We start from the raw sequence: 26,582 nt of genomic DNA, 5'->3' as shown, positions 1-26,582 counted from the left end.
CTTGGACCCGGCGGTACGGCTCAGGGCTCGTCGGCGAACTTGACCGTGACCTTCTTGAAGCCCAGCGACTTCATCATGCCATCCAGCATGATCTTGGTGTTCTGGTCGGCGCGGTTGCGCAGGTCGCTCGCCTGGGCGGCTTCGGCGATCTTCTTCTCGGCCAGGACGTAGAGCTCCTGCTGGTTCTGCGGTGAGTTGGAGAGCGCCCCCTGGACGCGGTCGAGGATGCCGCGTTCCTGGGCGTAGACGTACGACCGCTTGTTGTCGAGGTTGGTCTTCTCCAGTTGCGCGCGCGGCAGCCGTACGGTCACCTCGGTGCGGTCGGGGGAGACGGTGATCGCGTCCTTGCCCATCGCGGAGAAGTCGACGTAGGCGTCCACGCTCCCGGCGCCGACGAACAGCGTGCGGGAGCCCTTGATGGCGTCGGGCAGGAACGCGGCGTCCTTCTCCAGGTCGACGATGACCTGGAAGTTGCCGCTGGCGGCCTGGAACCGGCTCATGTTCTGGATCGACTGCAGCAGGACCGGCTGGCTGCGGTCGACCGTCGTCTCGCCGAACGGGTTGAGGTAGGTCCAGGTCAGCCTGGCACCCACCACGAGAAGGACGAGCACGGTGAGGACGCCCACGAGCAAGCGCCAGCCGCGCCGGGACCGGTGTTGCTCCACCGGTTCGGCGTCGGTCGCTGTCTGGGGGGTCGACGTCTGGCGGTTCACGCCGAGTCTTCTTCCCGAGATGAGCGATTTTGCACATTGCTGAGGTCAGGGTCCCGTTACCCCGGCCTCACCTCCCCGGGGTCCCCGGGGACACGTGCCCGCTGGGAGACGACGGGTTGGGCATGGTCGGGTACGGCGAGCCGGGGACGGGATAGGGGGCGGTCGTCTCGCCGCCGGGTGCGGGAGCCGCCGGGCCGCCGCGCAGCATGGGGCGCGGGCCGAGCTGGCTCGCCACTCCTCCACCGAAGTGCGACGCCTTCAGCCGGCAGTTGGCGAAGTCGGTGTAGAACATGCGCAGCCAGTCGCGACGCTGGCTCTCGGTCAGCCCCGAGAACCACGCGGCCGCGGCCTGGTGCCCGGGCAGGGGACCGCTCGGCAGGGGCTCCCCGCGCAGCCAGGCCGTCACGATGGCGCGATAGCCCTCCCCCGGAGCGTCCGCGCAGGGGCCGGCCAGCCGGCCCACGAACTCCGCCGCCGCCCGCGAGGCGTAGCCGGGGGTGAGGTCGTCGACGTGGATGGGCACCACGCCGGGACCGGACCTGCCGTCGTCGTCGCGAGGACGCTGCTCCACCCGGGAGAACGCCGCCGGCGTGCCGGTCAGCCGGGCGGCGATCGTCGTGAACGTGGCGCCGAGCTCGGTCAGCCCGCTGCGCATCCCTGGATGGACGCAGACGGTGATCGGCCACTCCTGGCAGCTGTAGACCATCGGCTCGGTCGCCGCGACGGCGCGGGGCTCGCTCAACAGCCGGGCCATGCCCGTGCCCGCCGCGAGGATCGCCAGCATCGCCCCGGCGAGCGCCAGGGCACGTCGGGTGACGATGGCCGTCCAGGTGAGGAGCAGCGCGATGGTGACGCCGAGCAACCAGAGAGTCTGGTTCGCGAAGGCGGCCAGGCTCAGCCCCTCGAAAGGGTCGTACGGCTCCGACGTGCTCGGCGCCAGCTTGCCCGCCCAGGCGGAGCCGCCGGCCAGCGAGGTGAAAAGGACGTAGGCCCCGATGCCCGCGATGAGCGGGGTGACCGTCCAGGGCAGGGCCCAGCCCGTGATCCACCCGATCACCGCGTACAGGGCCAGCCCGGCGGCTCCCACGGCGAGGCCGGTGGGCGCCAGGTGACCCGCCTGCTCGGTCAGGACGGCCTTCATGGCCAGCACGGTCACGGTCGCGCCGAACGCGCCCACGACGACCACCACGATCGCCAGCGGCGCCCTCAGCGACTGCCAGGTGCCCGGCAGGCGGCCACGCACCGCGTGCCTCTTTCGCACCGCCACCCACGCGGCGAACGCGGCGGCGACGGGACCGGTCAGCCGGAGCGAGCCGATGACCGCGACGACGATGTTCTCCCATGCGGAAATGCCCGGAACAAGGACGCTCCACGCGGCGAGCAGGCCCAGCGCGAGCAGTATTCCTACCGCCACCAGCGCGCTGTGCTTCAACTCCTCGCGTGAAACGCCCCTCTGCTCAAGCACGGCCCCACGTGGACCGGACGTGCGGCAACGCCGCCCGTGGTACTGCACTGATGCTCTTCATTTAGGACCCCCCGTGCCTGGATGAGCGGCGCACTCGGCCCGCGATGCCGGCCCCTTGGCACCCGTGCCCGTTCCAACCCGCCACGCCGTACGTCCACGGGATCGCATAGCCGCGCCTCGCGTCGTACGGCGCGGCTTTCCCCATGCTTTGGATCGGGCTTTGCCGCGCCTCACCTCTTGACATGCACACCATAACGGAGCGTGATGTTTGGCGTCCCGCTTCTTGGGCATCCGATGGTGCTCTGTCACCCTGCGTCAGTGCTCGGAGCAGGCGCTAGCGTAGCGTTGTGTCCATCGGTGTACCGAAGCCGCTTAACTTGCCATTCGACCCCATTGAGCGCGCCGCTGAAACGTGGCGTGTTCACTTCGGGCCGTCATCCGCCATGGCAGCCGTCACCTCGATCATGAGAGCGCACCAGATCCTGCTTGGGCAACTGGACACGCTGCTCAGGCCGCACGACTTGACCTTCGCGCGCTACGAGGCGCTGGTGCTGCTGACCTTCAGCCGGACCGGAGCCCTGCCCCTGTCGCGGATCGGCGAGCGGCTCATGGTGCATCCCACGAGCGTGACCAACACCGTAGATCGCCTGGAGCGCGCGGGGCTGGTCCGCCGCATGCGCAACCCCAAGGACGGGCGGGGGGTGCTCGCCGAGATCACCGGCAAGGGCCGCGAGGTGGTGCGGCGGGCGACCGCCGACCTGATGGCCGCCGACTTCTGCATGACGATGTACGGCGAGAACGATCTGGCCGAGATGTTCGGCCTGCTGCGCACCATCCGGGTGGCGGCGGGTGACTTCGAGCCGTACCAGGACGACGAGCGGCAAGAAGGGGACCCGTCCTTGCGAGACGGGTCCCCTGGTCCTGGCTGAGCCCGGGCGGTCCGCCCGGACCGGTCTCTAGAGGGTCATCTTCCGACGGCACGCAGGGCGTCGACGATGCCCTTGCCGTAGAAGCCGTTCGACGCCGTGGTCCCCTCGCACACGTGGGTGGCCGTGGCCGTGGTGCCGTCGGGCAGGTGCCGGGTGTAGGTGTAGGCGGGTGGGGTCGGGCAGGGCGTCTTGGTGGCCGTGCCCTTCAGGACCGCCTCGACGAACGCGGGGGACAGCGTCTTGCCGCCGTTGCGCCAGTCGGGGTGGCCGTACTTGCCGACGATCAGGGCCGAGACGCCGGCCGCGCGGGGCGAGGCCATCGAGGTGCCCTGGAGGTACTGGTAGTAGGCGCAGGTGGTGCCCCTGCAGTCCTTGACCAGGTAGTTCACCGTCGGATCGCCGTTCTCATCGATCTCTTCCCTGGCGATGGCGAGGGAGGTCGGGTAGGCCGACAGCGTCGCCTTGGTGATGTCGCGCGTGTTGTCGGGGGTGTCGTAGACGTCGCCGCCGGGGGCCGCCACGTCGACGTACCCGTTGCCGAAGCTGGAGTAGTACGCCTTGCGCTTGCTGATGCCGGTCGAGGAGACGGCGATCACGTGCTCGCCCTCGCCGGGCATGGAGACGCAGCTCGGCGGGATGACGCGGGTACGGGGAGCCTCGCCCGGCACGCTCGGGAAGTTGGGGCTGGCCCGGTCGGTGTACTCCTTGGTGTAGTCGGCGGCCTGGTTGCCCGCCGCTCCGACCAGCGTGACGCCGTGCCTGTGCGCGTAGTTCAAGGCGCGCTGGGCGGCCTTGATGACCGTGGCCTGCTCCAGCCGGTCCTCGGGGGAGTCGGCCGGATTGTCGGTGCAGTTGAACAGCCACGGGTCGATGTAGTAGCTCATGTTGACCACGTCGACGCCGATGTCGCCGGCGTAGGTGAGCGCGTCCACGGTGGGCTGCAGGAAGAAGTAGCCCGAGTCCTGCCCGGCCCGCAGGTTCACGATCGTGGCCTTGGGGGCCACGCCGGAGATGCCCAGGTTGTTGATCGGGGAGCCGATGGACGACGCCACGTGTGTGCCGTGGTCGTTCTCGTCGACGTCCGCGGGGTCGTCGCAGGACTGGTCCGGCTCCTGCTCACATGGTCCGTCGACCTCGGTGCCGTTGGCGTCGTAGGGCACATCGACCGTGAAGTTGCGGCTGAGCGCCCTGTTGAAGTTCGGCGCGATGTCCGGGTGCGTTCCGTCCACCCCGGTGTCCAGGATGCCGACCAGGACCTTGGAGTCGCTCTGCTCGTACTTGTGGGCCAGGTCCGCGCGGATCTGCTTGAGGTCCCACTGGAGCCCCGACAGCGGCTCCGCCTTCACGGTGCGGCCATGCTTGACGGCACCGTGCTCGCGTCCCTCGGTCTCCACGGCCTTGTCGGAGCGGAGCTGCCGGGCGTCGCGGGCGACGGTCCTGACGGCCTTCGGCGCGGCGCCGATGACACGGTCGTGGGCGACGCCCTCGATCGCGGCGTTGTCCTTGATCGCGGAGACGAAGCCGGCGTTCGAGGTGGTGACCGTGGCGAGGCCGACGGCCGTGTTGACCTTCACCACGCTGCCACCCGCGGCCTCGATCGCCTTCTTGGCGTCGGATGCGGCGGCGCCTTCCTTGTACAGGACGACATATTGGGCCGTAGCCGCTGGTTCGGCCGTCGTGGGGACGGCCTGGGCCGGGACCGCCGATAACGCGGCGATCATGACGGCAGCGGCGGAGACGACGATGACGCGTTTCACACCCACCTCCAAGGGAGCTGATACATGCGAGCCCATAGTTCGGGATAACCGGGTCCCATGACAGTTCCGTAGGAATTCGCGACAAAGGCGTGACATAGCGAGCCGGGGTCCGGTGTGGCACGGTCCCGACCCTGAGCACCCGCCGGATGCGGCAGGATTGGAGTATGAGCCCAGCGGACTTCACTCGACCGGCATCGTTGCAGGGCGCCGTGGACCTCGGTGCGCGCAAGCAGGCACTGGAAGCCCAGGCCCGTCGTGAGGCGGCCGCGGCACAGGCCGCCTCGGGAGGCGCCCCTGCCACGCCCGCCGGTGCAGCGGTCATCGACGTCACCGATGAGACCTTCGCCACCGAAGTGATCGAGCGCTCCATGCGCACGCCCGTGGTCCTCGACCTGTGGGCCACATGGTGCGAGCCGTGCAAACAGCTCAGCCCGATCCTCGAGAAGCTCGCCGCCGAGGCGGCCGGGCGGTGGGTCCTCGCGAAGGTCGACGTGGACGCGAGCCCTCAGATCAGCGGCGCCCTCCAGGTGCAGAGCATCCCGACCGTGCTGGCCGTCTTCCAGGGCCAGGCGGTGACCGGATTCCAGGGCGCGCTGCCCGAGGCGCAGGTGCGGCAGTGGCTCGACCAGCTCCTGCAGGCGCTCGCGCAATACCTGCCGCCCGAGGGCCAGGCGCCTGAGGAGGGCGAGGACACGCAGGGCCGGCCCGCCCAGCCGCCCGTCGACCCCGACCTGCTCGCGGCCGAGAAGGCCATCGACGAGGGCGATCTCGACGCCGCGGCGGCCGCCTACGAACGGCTGCTCGCGCGCGCCCCGGCCGACCCCGACGCCAAGATCGGCCTTGCGGGCGTGGGGCTCGTCCGCCGTACCCAGGAGCTCGACCCCGACGCGGTGCTGCGCCGGGCGGCAGGCAGCCCGGCGGACGTCGAGGTCCAGACCCAGGCGGCCGACATCGAGATGCTCGGCGGCAGGGTCGACGAGGCGTTCGACCGGCTCATCCAGCTCATCCGACGGACCTCCGGCGACGACCGTGACCGGGTGCGCCGCCACCTGCTCGGCCTTTTCGACGCCCTGCCCGCCGGTGACCCCTCCGTCGCCAAGGCCCGCCGGGGGCTCGCCAGCGCCTTGTTCTGACCCACCGGCCCCACGAGGCCCTGTCCTGACCGACCGGCCCCACCAGGCCCTGTCCTGACCCACCGGCCACCCGCCCCACGGGGCCCTGTCCCGACCCACCGGCCACCGGCCCCACCAGGCCGCCCGCGTTCCCTACGCCCCCGTGCCGACGCCGCCACGGGGGCGCGGTCCTGGCCGGTGAGTGATCCTCTGTCGCCGGACGGCGGAAGCTCTCGGCCAGGTCTGGCACCATGGATATCCCGATATGGAGCAGGCGAGCCGGATGCGCGACATCGAGCACCCGTGTGAGCGCGACCACCCGCAAAGGAGCGGATCGACGTGGCCACCGTGCCGAGCGTGTCGTACTCGATCACCGTCCGTCTGGAAGTGCCCGCAGGCGGCAAGGCCGTCAGCCAGCTCACCCACGCGGTAGAGAACGCCGGCGGTGTGGTGACCGCCCTCGACGTGACCAATGCCGGTCACGAGAAGCTGCGCATCGACGTCACCTGCGCCGCCAAGGACACCGATCACGCCCAGGCCATCGTCGACAGCCTCGACGCGGTCGAGGGCGTCGCCCTGCACAAGGTCAGCGACCGCACGTTCCTGATGCACCTCGGCGGCAAGATCGAGATGCAGTCCAAAGTGCCGCTGCGCAACCGTGACGAGCTCTCGATGGCCTACACCCCCGGCGTCGCCCGGGTGTCGCTGGCCATCGCCCGCAATCCCGAGGACGCCCGCCGCCTGACCATCAAGCGGAACACCGTCGCGGTGGTCACCGACGGGTCCGCCGTGCTCGGCCTCGGCAACATCGGGCCCGCGGCGGCGCTGCCGGTCATGGAGGGCAAGGCCGCCCTGTTCAAGCGGTTCGCCGGCATCGATGCCTGGCCGCTCTGCCTGGACACCCAGGATGTCGACACCATCGTGGAGGTCGTCAGGTGCATCGCCCCCGGGTTCGGCGGCATCAACCTGGAGGACATCTCGGCGCCGCGCTGCTTCGAGATCGAGCGCCGGCTGCGTGACCTGCTCGACATCCCGGTCTTCCACGACGACCAGCACGGCACGGCCATCTGCGTGCTGGCCGCCCTGACCAACGCGCTGCGCGTCGTCGGCAAGTCGCTGCCCGACGTGAAGATCACGCTGGCGGGCGCCGGCGCCGCGGGCACGGCCGTGCTGCGCCTGCTCATCGCGGCGGGGGCGCGCAACCTCGTCGTGTGCGACTACCTCGGCGCGGTGCACAAGGGCCGTGACGACCTCGACGACTCCCTGCGCTGGATCGCCGAGAACACCAACGCCGAGGGGTACGGCGGCGACCTGCGGGGCGCGGTGAAGGACGCCGACGTGTTCATCGGCGTCTCGGCCCCCGGCATCCTCACCGGAGACGACATCGCCACCATGGCCGATTCGGCGGTGGTGTTCGCGCTGGCCAACCCCGAGCCCGAGGTGTCACCCGACGACGCCCGCGAGCACGCGGCGGTCGTCGCCACCGGCCGCTCCGACTACCCGAACCAGATCAACAACGTGCTGGCCTTTCCCGGCGTCTTCCGCGGCCTGCTCGACGCGCAGTCGCGCATGGTCACCGAGTCCATGCTGCTCGCCGCGGCCAACGCCCTGGCGAACGTCGTGTCCGAGGAGGAGCTCGGGCCGAACTACATCGTGCCGAGCGTCTTCCACCCCGACGTCGCCACCGCGGTCGCCGCGGCCGTGCGGGAGTCGGCGGGCGGCAAGGTCCGGGGGATGACGGAGGCGTAGGCGGGGCTGCGAGGCCGTCCAGGGCGGCCTACGGCTGGCTCGGGCGGTGGCGGTCTACGGCTCGGGGTGGCGGCGGCGGCCTCCGTACGGTGGGCGCGGGCGCAGCAAGGGCTCGGCGGGCGTGCGGCGCGGCCAGATCATGGCGACCCACCACAGCATGCCGCCGAAGACGACCAGGGCCAGCGCGGTGGCGACCTTGCCGTAGAAGTCGGCGGGCGGGCCGGTGTAGGGCAGGCGGTCGATGGGCTGCCTGCGCAGCAGAGGGTTGTACCTGTGGTCGCGCATGCCGTTGTGGCGGTGGGTCACGCTCTGCCCGCGGCTGCTCTGGCTGCTCCCGCTGCTTTCGCTGTAGACCCTCTCGCGGTACTCGCCGTAGGACTCCTCGCCGGTCTCGCAGTGCGACCAGACCTGGTATCTGCTGGTGCCCTGCCCCTCGAGGGCGACCCCGATGCGCTCGGTGGACTTCGGCTCGACGTAGACCGGGATGGTGCGCTGGACGCCGGGCCAGAGCAGGCCGTTGCGCACGAGGGTGTCGCCTCGGTAGACCGAATACTCGACGGTGCCATGATCGCGCGGCGCGGTCATGACGACGTTCGCCTTGCCGGCGGGGCACTCGACCTTGGAGACGGCGACCTCGACGCGCGCGTCACGCCTGTCGCGGATTCCGCGTACATCGCTGACGCCGCGTGCGTCGCCGAGGTCGTCCTCGGTGCCGGCGTGTGAGGTGCGGGCCGCGGGGACCGCGATGGCGGCGCCCATCGCCATGAGGGCGACCAGTATGAGGCGGGTCATGCGGTTGCTCCTCTCCCTTCGCGGCTCGCTGCGCGGCGCGGTATCGGCAAATCGATCCTCCAACAGGTGATCTCTCGCAACGGAGAGTTCCCGTTCGATCGCTACAAGTAACATGCCGCGAGGTGAAACCCGTCTCAGGCGGGGGTCAGGCGCGCGTATGGGGCATCACGCGTCATGATGGATGCATGGCGGAGGCGATCTACGTCGGCGGGCTGCTGGTGGCGACGCCACTGCTGGACGACCCGAATTTCCGGCGCGGCGTCGTGCTCGTTCTCGAGCACGACGAAGACGGGGGGACTCTTGGGGTCATGCTCAACCGGCCGAGCGAGGTCACGGTGACACAGGTGCTTCCCTCGTGGGATTCCCTGGTGAGCGGCCCTCCCGTGCTCTTCGAAGGAGGCCCTGTCCAGACCGACAGCGCGCTGGCCCTGGCCTCGGTGCCGAGCGGGCAGGAGCCCCTCGGGTGGCGAAGGCTGCACGCGGGCGCCTCCGCGGTCTCCAAGCTCGGCACGGTCGACCTGGACGCGCCTCCCGAGATCCTCGCCGGTGAGATCACGCAGATGCGCATCTTCGCGGGGTATGCCGGGTGGACGGCGGGTCAGCTTGAGGCCGAGATCCGTGAGGGCTCGTGGTACGTCGTGGAGGCGGAGCCGGGCGACACCTTCGACTCCCGGCCGGCGAACCTCTGGCGGTCGGTGCTGCGCCGTCAGCGGGGCGAGCTGGCCTTCGTGGCCACCTGCCCGGACGACCCCAAGCTCAACTGATCCCAGCCGGGGCGCAGGGCCTCCTCCGTGAGGCTCAGCGCGTTCTCGACGTTGCCGACCAGGCTGCCGAGATGGCCGGCCCCGCCGGCGGAGCACTCGAAGCCGACGCGGACCGCCGATGTGACGAACGCCACGAGCAGGCGGGGGCGCGGGTCGGTGACCGGGTCGGTGCCCTGGCGTCTGGCGATCTCGACGGTGAGCTTCTTCTCGGTCTCGGCCATGCGGGCGAAGCTCGTCGCGAGCAGGACGGGGTTCGCGTCGAGCACCCGCCGGTGTCTCAGGAAGCGCTCGGTGTCCTCGGCGGCGTTGGTCTCCATCAGGTGGATGAACTCGCGGAAGGCGTGGGTGAGCGCGGCGAAGGGCGGCTCCTCTTCCGGACGCGCCGCGAGCGCCGTGGTGATCAGATCCTCGTACTCGACGGTGAAGTCGAGGGCGAGGTCCTCCTTGCTGCCGAAGTACCGGAAGAACGTGCGGGGTGAGACCTCCACCGCGGCGGCGATCTGGTCGACCGTGGTGGCTTCGTAGCCCTGTGCCTGGAAAAGCTCGAACGCGGCATCGATCAGGGACAGCCGGGTCCGGTGCTTCTTGCGCTCTCGTAGACCCATGCCGGACACCTCCTTGAAACTTCTACTTCATATAGTGCCATAAGTCACGATCTGTCGTATAGAAGTGTTTGTCATCTGTCATGGGCTGCCATAATTAGCGCGTTGTCGACTACTTATCGAAACAGGGGGATCTGTCCATGACACAAGCGCTGGCCGCGCGCCCAGACGCGCCGGCCCGACGCGGCCACGGCCATCCGTGGCTCACGCTGCTCTCGGTCGCACTCGGCGTGATCATGGTAATGCTCGACGGCACGGTCGTCGCCATCGCCAACCCGGTGATCGGCAGGGACCTGGGGGCGTCGCTGTCGGACCTTCAGTGGGTCACCAGTGGCTACCTGCTCGCTCTGGCCGTGTTCCTGATCACCGCGGGCAAGCTCGGCGACCTGTTCGGGCACAAGCGGGTCTTCCTCGTCGGCATCGCCGGGTTCGCCCTCACCTCGCTCGCCATCGGTCTCACCTCGTCGATCGGTGTGCTGATCGCCCTGCGCGTGCTCCAGGGCCTGTTCGGCGCGCTGCTCCAGCCGGCCGCCCTCGCCCTGCTCCGCGCGGCGTTCCCGGCCGAGCGGCTCAACATGGCGATCGGCATCTGGGGCGCGGCGATCGGCGTGTCCAGCGCCGGCGGCCCCATCGTCGGCGGCCTGCTGGTGGAGAACGTCAGCTGGCAGTCGGTCTTCTTCATCAACGTGCCGGTGGGCATCGTCGCGCTGATCGTCGGGCTCTGGGTCGTCAAGGAGAGCAAGGCGGAGTCCCTGTCGAAGGTCGACGTCCCCGGCGTGGTGCTGCTTTCCGGGGCCATGTTCTGCCTGGTGTGGGCGATCATCAAGGCGCCCGGATACGGCTGGGGCGACTCGAGGACGATCGCCTTCGTCGCGGGCGCCATCGTGCTGGGCGCGGCCTTCATCTTCTGGCAGGGCCGGGCGAAGGAGCCGTTGCTGCCCCTCAGCCTCTTCCACAACGCGTCGGTCTCGATCGGCACGGCGCTGATGGTGCTGATGGCCTTCTCGATGTTCGGCGCGATGTTCTTCCTCACTTTCTACTTCCAGGGCGTGCACGGACTCTCTCCGCTGGAGTCGGGCATGCGCATGCTCCCGATGAGTGCCGGCATGATCGTCGCCTCGCCACTGGCGGGCTTCGCGCTGAGCAGGTTCGGTCCCCGGGTGCCGATCGCCGTCGGCATGCTCATCACCGCGTGCTCGATGTTCCTGCTCTCCCGTCTCGGGCTCGAGGCCGGATACATCGACACCGCGATCCCGTTCGCGCTGCTCGCTTTCGGCCTCTCGCCGGTCATGGTCGGAGCCACCGAGGTCATCGTCGGCAACTCGCCGGAGGATCTCAGCGGCGTCGCCGGAGGCATGCAGCAGTCGGCCATGCAGGTCGGCGGCTCGCTCGGCACCGCCGTGCTCGGCGCCCTGATCACCGCCAAGGTCGCGGACGTCCTGCCGGGTCACCTCGCCGACGTGAAGATCCCGGCCACCGGGCCGCAGATCGACGCGATGAAGGACGCCGTGGCGCTGGGCATCGCACCGGTGCCCCCGGGAGCCCCGAAGCCGGTCGTGGACGCGGTGACGCAGGCCGCGCACCTGTCCTTCCTGGACGGCATGCACTTCGGCTTCGGCGTGAGCGTCGCGGTGGCCGTCCTGGCGGCGGTCCTGGCCCTGTTCGTCAAGGCCGGGCGCAAGACCGACGGCGCCGCGGTCCACGTGGGCTGACCGCCGGATGACCTGGTACGGCCCGCGCGCCCGCGCGGGCCGTACCGTCATGATTGAGGGGTTCGTCCGCCTGAGCGCGCCCAGGCGGACGTAGACTCGGATGTCGTGAGCACGAAGATCCTTCCCGAGAGCGAAGTCCGGCCGAACCTCTCGCACGGCGACGAGGGCGACCACGAGCGCTTCTCGCACTACGCCGACAAGAACAAGATCACCGAAAGCATGGTGACGGGGAATCCCATCCGGGCGCTCTGCGGCAAGGTGTGGGTGCCGAGCCGCGACCCCAAGAAATACCCGGTGTGCCCTGAATGCAAAGAGATCTACGAAGGGCTCCCGCAGGGCGGGCAATCCGGCGACGGCAAGTGAGTGTTGCTCCCCGCTGATCGGCGCCACTGGAGCTAGCGTCAGCACTCCGACCTGGACAAACGGGGGAGTGCATGGTTCGGCGCGCGGTGGCCGTGTCTTTGGTGTGCCTGTTCACGCTAGGAGGCGTGCCAGGCCCCGCCCGCGCGGCGGCCACGCGCCCGTGCGGGCACGCCCGGCCGCCGCGCGTCGACGCGCGAGCGGTCGAGCCGTACACGCTGGACGCCCGGGAATCCGCGCGCATGCTCTCCGACATGCGGCGCCGGCTGCGCTCGGCCGGCGCCGCCGCCTGGCGCACCGGCACCGTCACGGTGCCCCTGTGGATCCACGTGATCACCGATGGGCGGATGGGCGTCCCTGACACCGCGCTCGACTCGCAGGTGGAGACCCTCAACGACGCGTACGGGGGGCGGCTGGGCGGCGTCGACACCGGGGTCAGGTTCGTCCTGAAAGGTGTGACACACACCGACCACCCAACGTGGTTCCGCGAGCCCCTCGCCAACGAGGCGGTGATGAAGCAGCGGTTGCGCAAGGGGGGACGCGAGACCCTCAACCTCTACATCGCCCAGCTCGGCGAGCTGGTGCTGGGATACGCCACCTACCCCCACTGGTACCAGAGCCGCCCGGCCCTGGACGGCGTCGTGATCGACTGGCGGAGCCTGCCGGGCGGGGCCCTGCGCGACTTCTCCAAGGGCTACACCGGGGTGCACGAGATCGGCCACTGGCTCGGGCTGCTGCACACCTTCGAGAACGGCTGCGCCCAGCCGGGCGACTCCGTCGACGACACCCCGCCCGAGGCCCTCCCCGCCCAGGGCTGTCCCTCGGGCAAGGACACCTGCCCGGACGCCGGCGAGGACCCGGTGCACAACTTCATGGACTACTCCCACGACCGCTGCATGTCCGAATTCACGGCCGGCCAGGCCGCCCGCATGCGCGAGATGTGGGTCGCCTACCGCACCCCCGCCACCTGAGCCGCCGGCGATCGACGCGCCAGGACTGGTATTTCTGCCGAACAATCCGGTTGTTCGTTGACGGATGGGCGTACTCGGTGCCGATACTCAGTGCACGGGAGGAGGTGCCGTGGACGAGCAGCGCACCGGACGGCGGCCTTATGGCGACCGCGTGTGGCCTCCTCCGGAGGAGCAGGGCCTCCCGCCGTCGGCCCGCATGTACGGCGCCCCCGAGCCGCCGTCGCGCGTCAGGGTGCCCTTCTGGCTCAGGCGGGCGCTGCTCTTCGTCGTGGCGGTCGCGGCCGGAGCCGCGCTGGTGGCCGGGGTCGTGGCCTTCATCGCCTCCCGGCTGAACGCGCCCGGGCCCCGCATGAACGTCGAGGACGCGGTGGCCGGGGTGAGCTACCCGCTGCCGCCGGGATGGCGCCCGGGAACGGTCCCACCGGTCACGGGATTCACCTCCGCGGCGACCCTGGACGGCGCCGCGTTGATCATGACGAGGCCGGGAGGGTCCGTCGCCGTCTCGGGGCCGAGGGCGGCCACGCTTGACCTCACCGACCTCTACGGGCGGCTGCTGCTGCACGGCGACACCGTCGATGTGGTGGACGACCGGTCACTCACCGTCGCCGGGTACTCCGGCCACTCACGAGCACTGCGCGCGAGCTACACCGACGTGGTCAATCAGCCGTCTTACCTTCGAGTGACACTTCTCACCAAGGGCGACCGGACCGTGGTCGTCCTCGGCCTCGCCCAGCCCGACGACCCCAAGCGGCGCGCGGAGATCGACGCCGTCGTCAGGGGCCTGAGATAGCCCGGTCCACGACCGCGGCGCGCCGCGTCAGGCCCTGAATCGGCCCTGGTCCGGGCTCCGGGAACGCCGGTCACGGCAGGGCGGGAGTCCTGGCGGGCAGAGGGCGCGGGCGCGCCTAGCACGCGAAGGCCGACATGGCGAGGATCTCCGGGGCACGGCACGTCTTGTCGGTGGCCGCCACTATGGTGGCTTCACTGTGAGGGAGCGAAACGAGCGCATCGACAAGATCATCAGTTCGGGTGCAGGCCCGAGGGTCCGGAGAGGCCATCTGACAAGGAGGTCGGCGTGAGCTCGTTTGCCGCATCCCATCTGTCACCCTCCTATCCCGACCGCGCCGCATGGGGCACCGCGCCCAAGCTCCGCGCGTGGCAGCAAGAGGCGCTCGATCTCTACTTCCGCCGCGAGCCGCGCGACTTCCTCACCGTGGCGACCCCGGGCGCGGGCAAGACCACGTACGCCCTGCGCATCGCCAGCGAGCTGCTGAGCCGCGGCATCGTGCGCGCCATCACGATCGTCACCCCCACCGAGCACCTCAAGCGCCAGTGGGCCGACGCGGCGGGCAAGGTCGGCATCGCCATCGACCCCGACTTCAAGAACAGCCAGGGCACCACCTCCCGCGACTACACCGGCGTCGCGGTGACCTACGCCCAGGTGTCCATGCATCCGGCGTTGCACCGCGCGCGCACCGAGGCCCGTAAGACGCTGGTGATCTTCGACGAGATCCACCACGCCGGCGACGCCAAGTCCTGGGGCGACGGCGTCCGCGAGGCCTTCGAGCCCGCCGCCCGGCGGCTCGGCCTCACCGGCACCCCGTTCCGGTCAGACACCAACCCCATCCCGTTCGTCACCTACGCCGAGGACGGCCAGGGCGTCCGGCGCAGCGTCTCCGACTACTCCTACGGGTACGGCCCGGCGCTGGCCGACGGCGTGGTCCGCCCGGTGATCTTCCTCGCGTACGCCGGGGAGATGCGCTGGCGCACCCGAGCGGGTGACGAGATCACCGCGACGCTCGGGACGCCGCTCACCAAGGATCAGCTCGGCCAGGCGTGGCGGGCCGCGCTCGATCCCAAGGGCGACTGGATCCGTCAGGTGCTCCTGGCCGCCGACAAGCGGCTCACCGAGGTGCGCAGGGGCGTTCCCGACGCGGGCGCCATGGTGATCGCCACCGACCACGAGACCGCCCGCGCGTACTCCAGGCACCTTCGGGCGATCACCGGGCAGGGGGCCACGGTCGTGCTGTCCGACGACCCCGGGGCGTCCGACAAGATCAAGCAGTTCAGCTCCTCAGAGGAGCGCTGGCTGGTCGCCGTCCGCATGGTCTCAGAAGGGGTCGACATCCCGCGCCTGGCCGTGGGCGTCTACGCCACCAGCGTCTCCACCCCGCTGTTCTTCGCCCAGGCCGTGGGGCGCTTCGTCCGGGCGCGGCGGCGAGGCGAGACGGCGTCGGTGTTCGTGCCGTCGGTGCCCACGCTCATGGGCCTGGCCGCCGAGATGGAGGCCGAGCGCGACCACGTGCTCGACCGCAAGCTTCCCGAGGAGGGCCTCGACGACTTCCTGGTCGACGAGGCCCGGCAGAAGAAGGACAGTCCCGATGTCCTCGGCGACGAGCTGCCGTTCGAGACCGTCGAGGCCTCGGCCACCTTCGACCGTGTGCTCTTCGACGGCGGCGAGTTCGGCACCGCCGCCGAGACCGGCTCGCCCGAGGAGGAGGACTTCCTCGGCCTGCCGGGGTTGCTGGAGCCCGACCAGGTGGCGGTGCTGCTCCGCAAGCACCAGGCCGACCAGCAGGCCGCCAAGCGGCGCAAGGCGGCCGATCCCCGGCCGCAGCCGGTCCTCGCGCCCCACGAGGAGATGGCGGCCCTCCGCAAGGAGCTGAACGGCCTCGTCGGCGCCTGGAACCACCGCACCGGCCAGCCTCACGGCGTCATCCACGCCGAGCTGCGCAGGGCCTGCGGCGGCCCCGCCATCGCCCAGGCCTCCGCCGAGCAGATCCGCCAGCGCATCGAGACCATCCGCAAATGGGCCACCCAACGCTCCCGCTGACCACCGGCGGCCATGGAGTGGTGTCAGGCCGGCTTCACGATGGGGGTGCCGTGGAGCTCGACTCCGGTGGCGTTCAGTTCGGCCAGGGCGGCCTCGGTGGTGGCGGGGGCCACGCCCGCCGTGAGGTCGAGCAGCACGCGGGCCGTGAAGCCGTTCCCGGCGGCGTCGAGCGCGGTCGCCCGCACGCAGTGGTCGGTGGCGATGCCGACCACGTCCACCCGCTCGACCCCGCGTGACCGCAGCCACTCGGCCAGGCCGGTGCCGTCGCCGCTGTGGCCTTCGAAACCGCTGTACGCCGCGCTGTTCCTGCCCTTGCTGAACACCTCCTCGACGACGGAGGTGTCCAGCGCCGGGTGGAAGCCGGCTCCGGTCGTCCCCACCACACAGTGGGCGGGCCAGGTCCGCACATAGTCAGGGTGGTCCGCGAAGTGGGATCCCGGGTCCACGTGGTAGTCGCGGGTGGCCACCACGTGGTCGTACCCCCCGGTGAGGGCGTGCGGGCCGATGGCCGCGGCCACCTCCGCGCCGCCTCCCACCGCGAGGCTGCCGCCCTCGCAGAAGTCGTTCTGCACGTCCACGATCACAAGTGCGGTCTTCATCGGGCTCGCTCCGCTCGTGCTGGTATCCGGCTGGAGGTCATGGGTCGGAGGTCGTGAGGGCGCGGCTCCGGTGCGGGCCGTGAGCACGCCGTTCACGCGGGCTTGGTCAGGTGAACACGGTGGGGATCACGGCGTCGCCCTGGGAGAGCTGGTGGGCGAGGACGGGGAGCTCGGCGACGGAGCTCTGGTGGCGGTGCCTGGCGGCGGCAAGGGGCTCGCGGCCGACGATCTCGCCGCCCCGGACGAGCTCGTGGAGCAGCGGCCGTGATCCCTCGGGAGCGGGGTCGCCCGGCGAGGTGGTGACGAGCTCGGCCGTCGCGGTGCCGTCCTCCAGCGCCCGGAAGGCGTTCTTCCTGCCGCCCCTGCTCGGCTTGCCGACCGATTTCTTGGCCACCGCCTGGAGCGCGCCCTCGGCGTCCTCCCGGGCGACCAGCTTGTAGACCATGGCCGCCGTGGGAGCCCCCGAGCCGGTGACCACGGAGGTCCCCACGCCGTACCCGTCGACCGGAGCGGCGGCGAGGGCGGCGATGGCGTACTCGTCGAGGTCGCTGGTGACCACGATGCGCGTCTTGGTGGCGCCGAGCCCGTCGAGCATCTGCCGCACCTCGTGGGCGGCGACGGCGAGGTCTCCGGAGTCGATGCGGACCGCCCCGAGCTCGGGCCCGGCGAGCTCCACGGCGGTGCGTACGGCCTTGGCGACGTCGTAGGTGTCCACCAGCAGGGTCGTGTCGGCGCCGAGGGAGTCGATCTGGGCCTGGAAGGCGTCGTACTCGGAGCTGTGCAGCAGCGTGAAGGCGTGCGCGCTGGTGCCGGCCGTCGGCACGCCGTATGTGCTGCCGGCCATGAGGTTGGAGGTGGAGGCGAAGCCCGCGAGATAGGCGGCCCGCGCCGCCGCGACCGCGGCACGCTCGTGGGTGCGCCGTGAGCCCATCTCGATGATCGGCCGCGACCCGGCCGCGTGGACCATCCGGGACGCCGCCGAGGCGATCGCGGAGTCATGGTTGAGTATGGACAAGATCACGGTCTCCAGCAGGACGGCCTCGGCGAACGTGCCCTCCACCACCATGATCGGGGAGCCGGGGAAGTAGCATTCGCCCTCGCGGTAGCCGTACACGTCGCCCGAGAACCGGTAGGACGCGAGGAACTCCAAGGTCTGCTCGTTCACCACCTGGTTGTCGCGCAGGAACGAAAGCTCGGCGTCACCGAAGCGGAAATCCGCGAGGGCGTCGAGCACCCGCCCGGTGCCCGCGACCACGCCGTAGCGCCGTCCTAGGGGGAGATGACGGGCGAAGACCTCGAAGACCGCGCGCCGGTTCGCGGCGCCGCTGGCCAATGCCGCCCGCAGCATCGTCAGCTCATAGTGATCGGTAAGCAACGCGCTGCTCATGGCCATCTTCACAAGTCGAAGACTACGACCGGGGTAGGGCAGGATGGGAATGTGGGTAGTACCGCTCCAGCCGAGGTCGAACGTCCGTCGACGGACGTTCGACCCGATCTCCCGTGGCTGACCATTGTCTGGAACGACCCGGTCAACCTCATGTCCTACGTGACATACGTGCTGCAAACAGTCTTCGGCTACCCCAAGGCGAAGGCCGAGAAGCTCATGCTCGACGTGCATCACAAGGGCAAAGCCGTCGTGGCCAGCGGCACTCGTGAGGAGATGGAACGCGACGTGCAGATCCTTCACTCCTACGGGTTGTGGGCCACCGTCCAGCGGGACTCCGCGTGAGCACGGGCTTCAGTTCGGCGGGGAGCGGCGGGGTGACCATTCTGCTGGACGCGGGGGAGGCGTCGATCCTGCGCTCGCTCGTCGCCCAGGTGCTCGGCCTGGTCGAGCCCGGCTCCACGGGGGAGGATCCCCTTGAGCGCGCGCTGGGCATCGGGGCCGCCGAGCAGCCGTCCGATCCCGTGCTGGCCCGGCTGTTCCCCTCAGCGTACGCCGACGACGACGAGGCCTCGGCCGAGTTCCGGCGCTACACCGAGGCGACCCTGCGTGAGGGCAAGCGTGCCGACGCCGAGATCCTGCTGAAGACCGCCGAGCAGGGGATGGTCCATCTCACCGCGGAGCAGGCGCAGGCCTGGCTGCGGGCGCTGAACGACGTGCGGCTGGCCCTGGGCGTGCGCCTGGAGGTCACCGAGGAGATCCACGAAGAGCTTGCCGAGATGGCCGAGGACGATCCGCGCTACCCGGCGTACGTCACCTACGACTGGCTCACCTACCTCCAGGACACGCTGGTCCGGGCCCTTTGGTAACTTCCAGGCATGCTGACGATCCCACGGGAACTGGTCGACAAGATCATCGCTCACGCCTGGGCCGATCACCCCGATGAGGCCTGCGGGGTGATCGCCGGGCCGGCCGGCTCCGATCGCCCCGAACGTTTCATCCCCATGGAGAACGCCGAGCGCTCCCCGACGTTCTACCGCTTCGACTCCATGGAGCAGTTCCGTGTGTGGCGCGAGATGGACGACCGCGACGAGGAGCCGGTGGTCGTCTACCACTCCCACACCTCGACCGAGGCCTACCCCTCCCGCACGGATGTGACCTACGCCTCCGAGCCGAACGCCCACTACGTGCTGGTGTCCACGGCCGACCCCGACAACGTGCAGTTCCGCTCGTTCCGCGTGCTGGACGGCGTCGTGACCGAGGAGAAGGTCGACATCATCCCCGCTTGACGGCCCATCAGCGCGAACCTTGGGAAGCTGTAGAGTTGTGAGCATGCTGACGATTGACCCGGAGATGGTGGGCGCTGGGGTGCGCCCTGGGCATTCGTCGCCCGTGCAGAACCACCTTTTCGCGCATACTCCCTCTGCCGTCGTCTACGACTGTTCCTGATCACAGGAATCCCCGCACCACCAACCGTGTTCGCACTCGTTGGGTGCCCCGTGACGACCACTGACCAAGGAGATTGACCCGCGATGGCCATCGAGGTTCGCATTCCCACCATCCTTCGCACCTATACCGACGGCGCCAAGTCGGTCAGCGCCGCCGGCTCCACGCTGTCCGACCTGATCGGTGATCTGGAGGCCCGCCACCCGGGTCTGCGCGATCGCATCGTCGACGACTCCGGCCTGCGCCGCTTCGTCAACGTCTACCTCAACGACGAGGACGTCCGGTTCCTCGGCGGCCTGGACACCCCGGTGGCCGACGGTGACACCGTCACCGTGCTGCCCGCCGTGGCCGGAGGCCGGCGCTGACCATGCGCTTCGACTCGCTGATCGACTCGGTGGGGCGCACTCCGCTGGTCGGGTTGCCGCGCCTGTCCCCGTCCACCGACGTGCGCGTCTGGGCCAAGCTCGAGGACCGCAACCCGACCGGGTCGGTGAAGGACCGGCCCGCGCTGTGGATGATCGAGCAGGCGGAGAAGGACGGCCTGCTCACTCCCGGTTGCACGATCCTGGAGCCGACCTCCGGCAACACCGGCATCTCGCTGGCCATGTCGGCCCGTCTCAAGGGCTACAAGCTGATCTGTGTCATGCCCGAGAACACCTCCGAGGAGCGGCGCCAGTTGCTGCGCATGTGGGGAGCGGAGATCATCCCCTCGCCGGCGGCGGGCGGCTCCAACGAGGCCGTGCGGGTCGCCAAGAACCTCGCGGCGGAGAACCCCTCCTGGGTGATGCTCTACCAGTACGGCAATCCGGCGAACTGGCGCTCTCACTACGAGTCGACCGGCCCGGAGATCCTCGCGGACCTGCCGTCGATCACCCACTTCGTCGCCGGGCTCGGCACCACGGGCACGCTGATGGGGGTCGGCCGCTACCTGCGCGAGCAGGTTCCCGGGGTCCAGATCGTGGCCGCCGAGCCGCGGTACGGGGAGCTGGTGTACGGCCTGCGCAACGTGGACGAGGGGTTCATCCCGGAGATCTACGACGCCGATGTGCTGACCACGCGCTTCTCGGTCACCTCGGCCGACGCTCTGCGGCGTACGCGCGAGCTGCTCGGCACCGAGGGGATCTTCGCCGGCATCTCCACCGGCTGCGCCCTGCACGCAGCCCTGGGCATGGCGGCCAAGGCCGTGAAGGCGGGGGAGCGGGCCGACATCGCGTTCATCGTGGCCGACGGCGGCTGGAAATACCTGTCCACCGGCGCCTACGAGGGCACGCTCGACGAGGCAGAGGACCGTCTGGAGGGCCAGCTCTGGGCCTGATCCACGGCGCTCTGCCCGGCGTTCTGTGACGGCACTTCGTGCTTGGCGTTCTGTGACGGCACTTCGCGCCTGGTGTTCTGTGACGGCACACGAACGGGCCGCCTCCCCCGGGAGGCGGCCCGTTCGCTTGTCCGACCCGTTCTCGTGACGCTCCGGCCGAAGCAGGGGCGTCAGTTGAACAGCACGCGCAGGCTGAACGACGTGGTGTCACCGGACTGACTGGCGCTCAGGCCCACGGCCCGCAGCGTCTGGAGGTTCGCCCGCTCCTCACCACTGACGCTCCGCAGGTAGTACTTCTCGAGCTTGTCCAGGTCGACGAAGAGCGCGGCGGTCGCGGAGTCCGCGTCCGGGATCGCCTGGGCGAAGGTCTCGCTGTCCCCGAGCGTGCCGTCGGCGGCCAGCCGGCCCGCGTAGTCCTGGGAGCTCGCGAGCACCAGCTTGCCGTCGGCGGCCACCTTGGCGATCTGCGGAGCCGCGGTGCCGGAGTCGGCCACGAAGCGCTCCAGCTTCGCGACGACCTCCTGCGCCTTGGCCGGGTCGGTGGTGAGCACGGCGCCGACGTTGGGCAGGTCGCCGTCCAGGCCCTGCTCGTCGACCGCGACCGTGAGGTTCTTCCCCAGGAGGGTGACGAGATCGGCGGGAAGGGCGATGCCGTAGGACTGCTGGGCCCTGGTGACGAAGTCGGTGAACGCCTGGCCACCTGAGGACTCGGCCATCTTCGTGAGCTGCGGCCACTGCTTGCCGAACGCGTCGCCGAGGCCCGAGATCGAGAGCGCGCCCACGGTCGAGTCCGGCAGGTCGGCCAGCCGTACTGCTTCGGGGTCGGTGGCGCCCTGCACGGGCGCGCCACGGGAGATCCCGCTCAGCTCGGCGTAGCCGGTGTCGAACCGCAGGGCCCCTGCGAAGCGCACGTTCTTGATCATTTCGAGCGTGCCCTGGTCGGTGGGCACCGCCCCACCGGCGATCTTGGCGATCTGCCCAACATTGCCCCAGAACGACAGCACGCCTGGCTCGCCGAGGGCCTTCAGGTCGCCCGCGAAGTCGGAGTTCTGCGCCAGCGGCGGCGCCTTGGCGTAACCGTCCGCGGCGGCCTGGGTCGATGCGAGCAGCGCGTAGTCCTCGCGGAACGCCAGGCCCTTCATCTCGCCGCCCGCGTTCAGCTTGGCCAGCCCCGCGCGGGCCCCGGTCTCGTCCGTGACCTGGACGGCCAGGACCGCTTCTGGCGTGTTGGACCCGGCGCGTGGCGCGAGGACCCCGAAGCCGATGCGGTCGCCGATCCAGGGCTCCACGTCACGGGCGTAGTCGACCTTGGCCAGGTCGCGGCTGTCCTTGCGCATCAGCTCGAAGAGCGCCTTGCGGGGGTCGTCACCGGTGAAGCTGTCACGGGTGGCGGAGAACTTCCTGGCGAGGCCGAACAGCGCCAGCTTCTGGTTGGCCGCGGGGTCGAGGTCGACCCGTACATACGCCAGGGTGCTCGCCGGAAGCACGTCCTCCGGTTGGGTGCCGCCCCCGCTGAGCAGCGAGACGGCGTACACGCCTCCACCGCCGACCAGGACGACCATGACGGCGGCGATGATCGCGAACAGCCAGCCTCGTCCCTTCTTCCGGGGTGGTGGCATGGGTGGGCCGAGCTCACCCTGCTGCCAGGGAGGCGGCCCACCGGCGGGCTGGCCGGGGTGCGCGTAGGGCTGCGTGTATGGACCCGACGGCTGACCGGGGGCGGGGTGCCGGTAGGACACGGTCCGGTCAGGGTCCTGGTTGAAGGGATACGGGGGGAGAGGTTGACCTGACATGTTCCACTCTCGGTCCGACTAGGAGGGGATTCACCGAAAAGCTAGATCATGCCGGTAGAGAGACACTTGCAGGATGCTTTATGGCTTTTGTCGGGCGGACCAAATGGCTCCCCGTGGGCATCGGCGGAAGGCCCTCGGTAAGGTAGAACAACATTCGGGTGGGGTCGGCGGAGCGAGGCACGAGGCGCAGATGACGAAGTTCGACGAGGCGACGCAGGCGATCAGGGTCGACGAGACCACGTACGACGTGTGTCTCGACCCCGGCTACTCGATCGGAGGGCCGCTCAACGGCGGCTACCTCATGGCCGCGGTGCTGCGCGCCGTCGTCGACGCCTCGCCGCACGACCACCCGGTGTCCACCGCCGTGCAGTTCCTCAGAGCGCCCCGGCCGGGCCCCGCACGCGTCCGGCTGGAGCGGCTCAAGTCCGGCAGGACCGCGACGATGACCCGGGCGACCCTGCTCCAGGACGACACCTCCTATATCGACACGCTGGTCACCACGGCCACACTCGGCGACGACGCGAGCGAGTGGGCCGGGGAGCCGCCGGTGACGATGCCCCCCGTCGAGGAGTGCCTCACGCTTCCGGACCCCAAGCCGGAGTCGAACATGACGCTCAACGCCCAGATGGAGCTCCGGTTCGACCCGCCGACCATCGGCTGGTTCACCGGCACGCCCACCGGGCGTCCGGAGTCGCGGGCGTACTTTCGCATGACGGAACCCCAGAATCCGGATCCCTTCATCATGGCGCTGGCGGTGGACGCGCTGCCGCCGGTCGTCTTCTCCGCGGGCCGCCGCGGCTGGGCCCCTACGGTCGAGCTGACCTGGCATCTGCGCGCCCTGCCCGCGCCCGGGTGGCTGACGCTCATCGGCCGCGGACGTCTCATCAGGGACGGCTGGTTCGACGAGGACGTCGAGGTGTGGGACTCGGCGGGAAACCTGGTGGCCCAGTCGCGCCAGCTCGCCCGCCTCGGCCGCGGCTGAGCCGAAACGGGTGGCGGGCACGTGTCTCGCCAGAGGATTACCCCAGTGTGAGGATTCTTACCGCGAGCGATTGTCCATGGTCCCCTAACCTTGGGAATCATGTCGGATATCGGAAGTGTCGCCCACGCGCCGTGGGTCAGCATGATGGAGTACTCAACGGACCACAACGGTGGGCCCGATCCAGCGATCGGGATCTTTGACAGCGGCGTGGGAGGCCTCACGGTCGCCCGCGCGATCATCGACCAGCTTCCGAACGAATCGATCCTGTACGTGGCCGACACCGCGCGCCAGCCGTACGGGCCCAAGCGCATCGCCGAGGTTCGCGCCTACGCGCTCCAGGTGATGGACCACCTCGTCGAGCACGACGTGAAGATGCTCGTGATCGCCTGCAACAGCGCCAGCGCCGCCGTGCTGCGGGATGCCCGGGAGCGCTACGAGGTCCCCGTTGTGGAGGTGATCCAGCCCGCGACGCGCAGGGCCGTACGCGCCACCAGGAACGGCCGGGTGGGCGTGATCGCGACGCGCGCCACCATCGAGTCGATGGCCTACCACGACGCCTTCGCGGCGGCACCGGACGTGCGCCTGACCGGGGTGGCGGCGCCCCGGCTGGTGGAGTTCGTCGAGCGCGGCGAGACGATGAGCGACGAGCTCATCGAGGTGGCCAGGGAGTACCTCCAGCCGGTGATCGACGACGGCTGCGACACGCTCATCCTCGGCTGCACGCACTACCCGCTGCTCACGGGAGCCATCTCCTACGTCATGGGGAACGGCGTGACGCTGGTGTCCAGCGCGGACGAGACGGCCAAGGACGTCTTCCGCGTCCTGCACGACCGCGGGCTGGCCGGCCAGGGTGCGATGCCCCGCCACAAGTTCCGCGCGACCGGTGACGGCGCCCTGTTCGCGCACCTCGGACGCCGTTTCCTCGGACCCGAGATCGGCACCGTCGAACGCGCGATGGTCGGGGATATATCGGGCGAAGAGGCATTGACCGCGCCCAGTTAGGAGGCCGTCGTGAAGTTGACCATCGTTGGGTGCTCCGGGAGCTTTCCCGGCCCCGACAGTCCCGCGTCGTGTTACCTGATCGAGGCCGAGGGCTTCCACCTGCTCCTCGACTTCGGCAACGGCTCCCTCGGAGCCCTGCAACGGCACATCGGGCTGTACGACGTGGACGCCATCTGCCTGTCGCACCTGCACGCCGACCACTGCCTCGACCTGTGCGCCTACCACGTGGTGCGCACCTACGCGCCCGACCGCTCGCTGCCCCGCGTGCCGGTCTACGCGCCGGAGGACGCCCCGCGCCGCCTGGCCGCGGCGTACGACATGTTCGAGGAGCCGGGCCTTGAGACGGCGTTCGACTTCACACGGCTGGCGCCGGGCACCTTCTCGGTCGGCCCCTTCGAGGTGACGGCCGCCGCGATGAACCATCCCGTTGAGACCTACGGCTTCCGCGTCTCGCACGACGGGCACTCGGTGGCGTACTCCGCCGACACGGGGGAGTCGGCGGAACTGGTGAAGCTCGCGGCGGGGGCCGACATCCTGCTCTGCGAGGCGTCCTTTCTCGACCGGCCGGGCATCCCCACCGGCCTCCACCTGACCGGCAGGCAGGCCGCCGAACACGCGGCCCGCGCCGGTGTCGGCACCCTTGTGCTCACCCATCTCGTGCCGTGGTACGACCAGTCCCAAATACTCGGCGACGCCTGCCGCGGCGGCTTCGAGGGCCGGTTGGAACTCGCGCGGAGCGGGGCGGTGTATGACCTAAGGTGAAGCTCATGGCACGTGAAGATGGACGCGGTCCCGATCAGCTTCGGCCGGTGAAGATCACCCGATCCTGGCTCGCCCACGCCGAGGGCTCGGTCCTCGTGGAGTTCGGGGGCACCAAGGTGCTGTGCGCCGCATCGGTGCAGGACAGCGTGCCCAGGTGGCGCAGAGGCAGCGGCCTCGGCTGGATCACCGCCGAGTACGCCATGCTGCCCCGCGCCACCAACACGCGCAGCGACCGCGAGTCGGTGCGCGGCAAGATCGGCGGGCGCACGCACGAGATCTCCCGCCTGATCGGGCGGTCTCTGCGGGCCTGCGTCGACTACAAGGCACTCGGAGAGAACTCCATCGTGCTCGACTGCGACGTGCTCCAGGCCGATGGCGGCACCCGCACGGCCGCCATCACCGGAGCGTATGTCGCCCTGGCCGACGCCATCGCCTGGATGCGCAAGCGCAAGATGTGTCCCGGTGACCCGCTGGTCAACTCGGTCGCCGCCGTCTCGGTGGGCATCGTGGGCGCGACGCCCCTGCTCGACCTCTGCTACACCGAGGACGTCGCCGCCGAGACCGACATGAACGTCGTCATGACCGGCACGGGCGAGTTCGTCGAGGTCCAGGGGACCGCCGAGGGGGTCCCCTTCGACCGCTCCACCCTGGACGCCCTACTCGACCTCGCCGCCACCGGCTGCACCGAGCTCACCCTACGCCAGCGCGAGTCCCTCTCATGAGCGGGGCTGTGAGGGTCGTCTTGGCGATATGCGACGAAGGCAAGATCGCATGAGCGCGGCTACGAGGGTCGTCCTGGCGACACGCAACGAAGGCAAGATCGTTGAGCTCCGGCGCATCCTCGCCGAGGCCGACCAGAAGACCGAGCTCGTCGGGCTCGACGAGTTCCCCGAGATCGGCGAGGTCGCGGAGACCGGGCTCACCTTCGCCGAGAACGCCCTGCTCAAGGCCCACGCGATCGCCTCGGCGAGCGGGCTGCCCGCGATCGCCGACGACTCCGGCCTTTGCGTCGACGCGCTGAACGGCATGCCCGGCGTCTTCTCTGCCCGCTGGTCGGGGTCCCACGGAGACGACGCCACCAACCTGAGCCTGCTGCTCGCGCAGATCTCCGACGTCCCAGAGGGCCGCAGGGGCGCCCACTTCGCCTGTGCGGCGGCCATCGCCCTTCCCTCGGGCGAGGAACGCGTCGTCGAGGGCACGCTCGCAGGGTCGGTGATCTTCGCTCCGCGCGGGACCAACGGGTTCGGGTACGACCCCATCTTCGTGCCCGAGGGCGAGGGCCGCACCACCGCGGAGATGCAGCCGGGAGAGAAGGACGCGATCAGCCACCGCGGCCGCGCCTTCCGCGCTCTGGTCCCCGTCATACGCAACCTGCTCGACTCCTGAGGCGACGGGGCTCCGTTCCGGTCATGTGCGGTGCTGCTTGGCTTCCGAGGTGACGGAGGCGTGGCTCTGGTCTTGGTCGTGCGTGGTGTGCTGGGTTCCTGAGGCGGCGGTGGGGGGCTCCGTTTCGGTCATGTGTGGTGCTGCTTGGCTTCCG

27 protein-coding genes are annotated in these 26,582 nt (G+C 70.0%); 19 read left to right on the top strand and 8 right to left on the bottom strand.

Annotated elements, in window-relative coordinates; all coding sequences use genetic code 11:
- Positions 1-20: 20 nt before the first annotated feature.
- Together ABD810_RS32605 and ABD810_RS32600 are read right to left on the bottom strand one after the other, a co-directional pair.
- Positions 21-713, bottom strand: a complete 693-nt coding sequence (locus tag ABD810_RS32605) for a DUF4230 domain-containing protein (RefSeq protein ID WP_344949623.1) — start codon at positions 711-713, stop codon at positions 21-23.
- Positions 714-780: 67 nt separating this feature from the next.
- On the bottom strand, positions 781-2,178 hold the full coding sequence (locus tag ABD810_RS32600; RefSeq protein ID WP_344949620.1) for a hypothetical protein: 1,398 nt from the start codon (positions 2,176-2,178) through the stop codon (positions 781-783).
- Between the two features lie 443 nt (positions 2,179-2,621).
- Here ABD810_RS32600 and ABD810_RS32595 point away from each other — a divergent pair, with 443 nt between their 5' ends.
- On the top strand, positions 2,622-3,107 hold the full coding sequence (locus ABD810_RS32595; RefSeq protein ID WP_344949614.1) for a MarR family winged helix-turn-helix transcriptional regulator: 486 nt from the start codon (positions 2,622-2,624) through the stop codon (positions 3,105-3,107).
- Positions 3,108-3,142: 35 nt separating this feature from the next.
- Here the strand turns inward: ABD810_RS32595 and ABD810_RS32590 are convergent, their stop codons facing one another.
- Positions 3,143-4,864 carry a S8 family serine peptidase gene (locus ABD810_RS32590; protein WP_344949611.1) on the bottom strand — a complete coding sequence of 574 codons (1,722 nt, stop codon included), beginning with the start codon at positions 4,862-4,864 and terminating at the stop codon, positions 3,143-3,145.
- A 164-nt stretch (positions 4,865-5,028) separates the two neighbouring features.
- On the opposite strand from ABD810_RS32590, the gene ABD810_RS32585 reads away from it, so the two are divergent.
- Together ABD810_RS32585 and ABD810_RS32580 are read left to right on the top strand one after the other, a co-directional pair.
- The gene (locus tag ABD810_RS32585) at positions 5,029-5,997 is read left to right on the top strand and encodes a tetratricopeptide repeat protein (RefSeq protein WP_344949608.1); all 969 of its coding nucleotides are present in this window, start codon (positions 5,029-5,031) and stop codon (positions 5,995-5,997) included.
- A 318-nt stretch (positions 5,998-6,315) separates the two neighbouring features.
- Positions 6,316-7,725, top strand: coding sequence for an NAD-dependent malic enzyme (locus ABD810_RS32580; protein WP_344949605.1), 1,410 nt, complete (start codon positions 6,316-6,318; stop codon positions 7,723-7,725).
- A 54-nt stretch (positions 7,726-7,779) separates the two neighbouring features.
- Here ABD810_RS32580 and ABD810_RS32575 read toward each other — a convergent pair whose 3' ends face one another.
- The gene (locus ABD810_RS32575; RefSeq protein WP_344949602.1) at positions 7,780-8,517 is read right to left on the bottom strand and encodes a hypothetical protein; all 738 of its coding nucleotides are present in this window, start codon (positions 8,515-8,517) and stop codon (positions 7,780-7,782) included.
- A gap of 185 nt (positions 8,518-8,702) precedes the next feature.
- Here ABD810_RS32575 and ABD810_RS32570 point away from each other — a divergent pair, with 185 nt between their 5' ends.
- Positions 8,703-9,281: a YqgE/AlgH family protein gene (locus ABD810_RS32570; RefSeq protein ID WP_344949599.1), complete on the top strand. Its 579-nt coding sequence runs from the start codon at positions 8,703-8,705 to the stop codon at positions 9,279-9,281.
- Here the strand turns inward: ABD810_RS32570 and ABD810_RS32565 are convergent.
- Positions 9,224-9,886 carry a TetR family transcriptional regulator gene (locus tag ABD810_RS32565; RefSeq protein WP_344949596.1) on the bottom strand — a complete coding sequence of 221 codons (663 nt, stop codon included), beginning with the start codon at positions 9,884-9,886 and terminating at the stop codon, positions 9,224-9,226. The two genes, ABD810_RS32570 and ABD810_RS32565, sit on opposite strands and share 58 nt — an antisense overlap.
- 137 nt (positions 9,887-10,023) lie before the next feature.
- Here ABD810_RS32565 and ABD810_RS32560 point away from each other — a divergent pair, with 137 nt between their 5' ends.
- The 5 genes from ABD810_RS32560 to ABD810_RS32540 all read left to right on the top strand — a co-directional run bounded on the left by ABD810_RS32560 (position 10,024) and on the right by ABD810_RS32540 (position 15,759).
- A complete protein-coding gene (locus tag ABD810_RS32560; RefSeq protein WP_344949593.1) occupies positions 10,024-11,595 on the top strand; it encodes a DHA2 family efflux MFS transporter permease subunit in 1,572 nt (523 codons plus the stop codon).
- 105 nt (positions 11,596-11,700) lie between these two features.
- Entirely contained in the window at positions 11,701-11,958 is a 258-nt protein-coding gene (locus tag ABD810_RS32555; protein WP_344949590.1) for a DUF3039 domain-containing protein, read from the top strand.
- Between the two features lie 125 nt (positions 11,959-12,083).
- Entirely contained in the window at positions 12,084-12,926 is an 843-nt protein-coding gene (locus tag ABD810_RS32550; RefSeq protein ID WP_344949587.1) for a zinc metalloprotease, read from the top strand.
- 109 nt (positions 12,927-13,035) lie between these two features.
- Positions 13,036-13,716 carry a hypothetical protein gene (locus ABD810_RS32545; protein WP_344949584.1) on the top strand — a complete coding sequence of 227 codons (681 nt, stop codon included), beginning with the start codon at positions 13,036-13,038 and terminating at the stop codon, positions 13,714-13,716.
- Between the two features lie 285 nt (positions 13,717-14,001).
- Positions 14,002-15,759, top strand: coding sequence for a DEAD/DEAH box helicase (locus tag ABD810_RS32540; protein ID WP_344949581.1), 1,758 nt, complete (start codon positions 14,002-14,004; stop codon positions 15,757-15,759).
- A 23-nt stretch (positions 15,760-15,782) separates the two neighbouring features.
- Here the strand turns inward: ABD810_RS32540 and ABD810_RS32535 are convergent, their stop codons facing one another.
- Together ABD810_RS32535 and ABD810_RS32530 are read right to left on the bottom strand one after the other, a co-directional pair.
- Positions 15,783-16,358, bottom strand: a complete 576-nt coding sequence (locus ABD810_RS32535; RefSeq protein ID WP_344949578.1) for a nicotinamidase — start codon at positions 16,356-16,358, stop codon at positions 15,783-15,785.
- Between the two features lie 106 nt (positions 16,359-16,464).
- On the bottom strand, positions 16,465-17,751 hold the full coding sequence (locus ABD810_RS32530; RefSeq protein ID WP_344949575.1) for a nicotinate phosphoribosyltransferase: 1,287 nt from the start codon (positions 17,749-17,751) through the stop codon (positions 16,465-16,467).
- 45 nt (positions 17,752-17,796) lie between these two features.
- On the opposite strand from ABD810_RS32530, the gene clpS reads away from it, so the two are divergent.
- The 5 genes from clpS to ABD810_RS32505 all read left to right on the top strand — a co-directional run bounded on the left by clpS (position 17,797) and on the right by ABD810_RS32505 (position 20,503).
- Positions 17,797-18,087, top strand: a complete 291-nt coding sequence (gene clpS, locus ABD810_RS32525) for an ATP-dependent Clp protease adapter ClpS (protein ID WP_344949572.1) — start codon at positions 17,797-17,799, stop codon at positions 18,085-18,087.
- On the top strand, positions 18,057-18,611 hold the full coding sequence (locus ABD810_RS32520; RefSeq protein ID WP_486387629.1) for a DUF2017 domain-containing protein: 555 nt from the start codon (positions 18,057-18,059) through the stop codon (positions 18,609-18,611). Before clpS ends, ABD810_RS32520 begins: the two co-directional genes overlap by 31 nt.
- A 9-nt stretch (positions 18,612-18,620) precedes the next feature.
- Positions 18,621-19,031 (top strand): M67 family metallopeptidase, encoded by a 411-nt coding sequence (locus ABD810_RS32515; protein WP_344949565.1) that lies wholly within the window; start codon positions 18,621-18,623, stop codon positions 19,029-19,031.
- Between the two features lie 243 nt (positions 19,032-19,274).
- On the top strand, positions 19,275-19,553 hold the full coding sequence (locus tag ABD810_RS32510; RefSeq protein WP_344949562.1) for a MoaD/ThiS family protein: 279 nt from the start codon (positions 19,275-19,277) through the stop codon (positions 19,551-19,553).
- 2 nt (positions 19,554-19,555) lie between these two features.
- A complete protein-coding gene (locus ABD810_RS32505; protein ID WP_344949559.1) occupies positions 19,556-20,503 on the top strand; it encodes a PLP-dependent cysteine synthase family protein in 948 nt (315 codons plus the stop codon).
- A 170-nt stretch (positions 20,504-20,673) separates the two neighbouring features.
- On the opposite strand, the gene ABD810_RS32500 is transcribed toward ABD810_RS32505, so the two are convergent.
- On the bottom strand, positions 20,674-22,122 hold the full coding sequence (locus ABD810_RS32500; RefSeq protein WP_344949556.1) for a DUF3352 domain-containing protein: 1,449 nt from the start codon (positions 22,120-22,122) through the stop codon (positions 20,674-20,676).
- Positions 22,123-22,486: 364 nt separating this feature from the next.
- Between ABD810_RS32500 and ABD810_RS32495 the strand changes: the two genes are divergently transcribed.
- The 5 genes from ABD810_RS32495 to rdgB all read left to right on the top strand — a co-directional run bounded on the left by ABD810_RS32495 (position 22,487) and on the right by rdgB (position 26,428).
- A complete protein-coding gene (locus ABD810_RS32495) occupies positions 22,487-23,278 on the top strand; it encodes a thioesterase family protein (protein ID WP_344949553.1) in 792 nt (263 codons plus the stop codon).
- 144 nt (positions 23,279-23,422) lie between these two features.
- Complete coding sequence (gene murI / locus ABD810_RS32490; RefSeq protein ID WP_344950101.1) at positions 23,423-24,280, top strand: glutamate racemase; 858 nt, start codon at positions 23,423-23,425, stop codon at positions 24,278-24,280.
- Between the two features lie 9 nt (positions 24,281-24,289).
- On the top strand, positions 24,290-25,042 hold the full coding sequence (locus ABD810_RS32485) for an MBL fold metallo-hydrolase (protein WP_344949550.1): 753 nt from the start codon (positions 24,290-24,292) through the stop codon (positions 25,040-25,042).
- A 5-nt stretch (positions 25,043-25,047) separates the two neighbouring features.
- On the top strand, positions 25,048-25,764 hold the full coding sequence (gene rph, locus ABD810_RS32480) for a ribonuclease PH (protein ID WP_344949547.1): 717 nt from the start codon (positions 25,048-25,050) through the stop codon (positions 25,762-25,764).
- 49 nt (positions 25,765-25,813) lie between these two features.
- Positions 25,814-26,428, top strand: a complete 615-nt coding sequence (rdgB, locus tag ABD810_RS32475; protein WP_344949544.1) for an RdgB/HAM1 family non-canonical purine NTP pyrophosphatase — start codon at positions 25,814-25,816, stop codon at positions 26,426-26,428.
- Positions 26,429-26,582: the final 154 nt, after the last annotated feature.

The sequence above is a fragment of the Sphaerisporangium flaviroseum genome, from assembly GCF_039537005.1.
GTDB lineage: Bacteria > Actinomycetota > Actinomycetes > Streptosporangiales > Streptosporangiaceae > Sphaerisporangium > Sphaerisporangium flaviroseum.
This window is presented reverse-complemented; position numbering and strand designations above follow the sequence as displayed.

What these genes read in the sequence shown, in the direction of transcription:
- ABD810_RS32595 (WP_344949614.1), top strand. Translation starts at nt 2,622, where the DNA reads ATGGCAGCCGTCACCTCGATCATGAGAGCGCACCAGATCCTGCTTGGG.
- ABD810_RS32585 (WP_344949608.1), top strand. Translation starts at nt 5,029, where the DNA reads ATGAGCCCAGCGGACTTCACTCGACCGGCATCGTTGCAGGGCGCCGTG.
- ABD810_RS32575 (WP_344949602.1), bottom strand. Translation starts at nt 8,517, where the DNA reads ATGACCCGCCTCATACTGGTCGCCCTCATGGCGATGGGCGCCGCCATC.
- ABD810_RS32570 (WP_344949599.1), top strand. Translation starts at nt 8,703, where the DNA reads ATGGCGGAGGCGATCTACGTCGGCGGGCTGCTGGTGGCGACGCCACTG.
- ABD810_RS32565 (WP_344949596.1), bottom strand. Translation starts at nt 9,886, where the DNA reads ATGGGTCTACGAGAGCGCAAGAAGCACCGGACCCGGCTGTCCCTGATC.
- ABD810_RS32560 (WP_344949593.1), top strand. Translation starts at nt 10,024, where the DNA reads ATGACACAAGCGCTGGCCGCGCGCCCAGACGCGCCGGCCCGACGCGGC.
- ABD810_RS32535 (WP_344949578.1), bottom strand. Translation starts at nt 16,358, where the DNA reads ATGAAGACCGCACTTGTGATCGTGGACGTGCAGAACGACTTCTGCGAG.
- ABD810_RS32530 (WP_344949575.1), bottom strand. Translation starts at nt 17,751, where the DNA reads ATGGCCATGAGCAGCGCGTTGCTTACCGATCACTATGAGCTGACGATG.
- ABD810_RS32515 (WP_344949565.1), top strand. Translation starts at nt 18,621, where the DNA reads ATGCTGACGATCCCACGGGAACTGGTCGACAAGATCATCGCTCACGCC.
- ABD810_RS32510 (WP_344949562.1), top strand. Translation starts at nt 19,275, where the DNA reads ATGGCCATCGAGGTTCGCATTCCCACCATCCTTCGCACCTATACCGAC.
- ABD810_RS32505 (WP_344949559.1), top strand. Translation starts at nt 19,556, where the DNA reads ATGCGCTTCGACTCGCTGATCGACTCGGTGGGGCGCACTCCGCTGGTC.
- ABD810_RS32500 (WP_344949556.1), bottom strand. Translation starts at nt 22,122, where the DNA reads ATGCCACCACCCCGGAAGAAGGGACGAGGCTGGCTGTTCGCGATCATC.
- ABD810_RS32495 (WP_344949553.1), top strand. Translation starts at nt 22,487, where the DNA reads ATGACGAAGTTCGACGAGGCGACGCAGGCGATCAGGGTCGACGAGACC.
- murI (WP_344950101.1), top strand. Translation starts at nt 23,423, where the DNA reads ATGGAGTACTCAACGGACCACAACGGTGGGCCCGATCCAGCGATCGGG.
- rph (WP_344949547.1), top strand. Translation starts at nt 25,048, where the DNA reads ATGGCACGTGAAGATGGACGCGGTCCCGATCAGCTTCGGCCGGTGAAG.
- rdgB (WP_344949544.1), top strand. Translation starts at nt 25,814, where the DNA reads ATGAGCGCGGCTACGAGGGTCGTCCTGGCGACACGCAACGAAGGCAAG.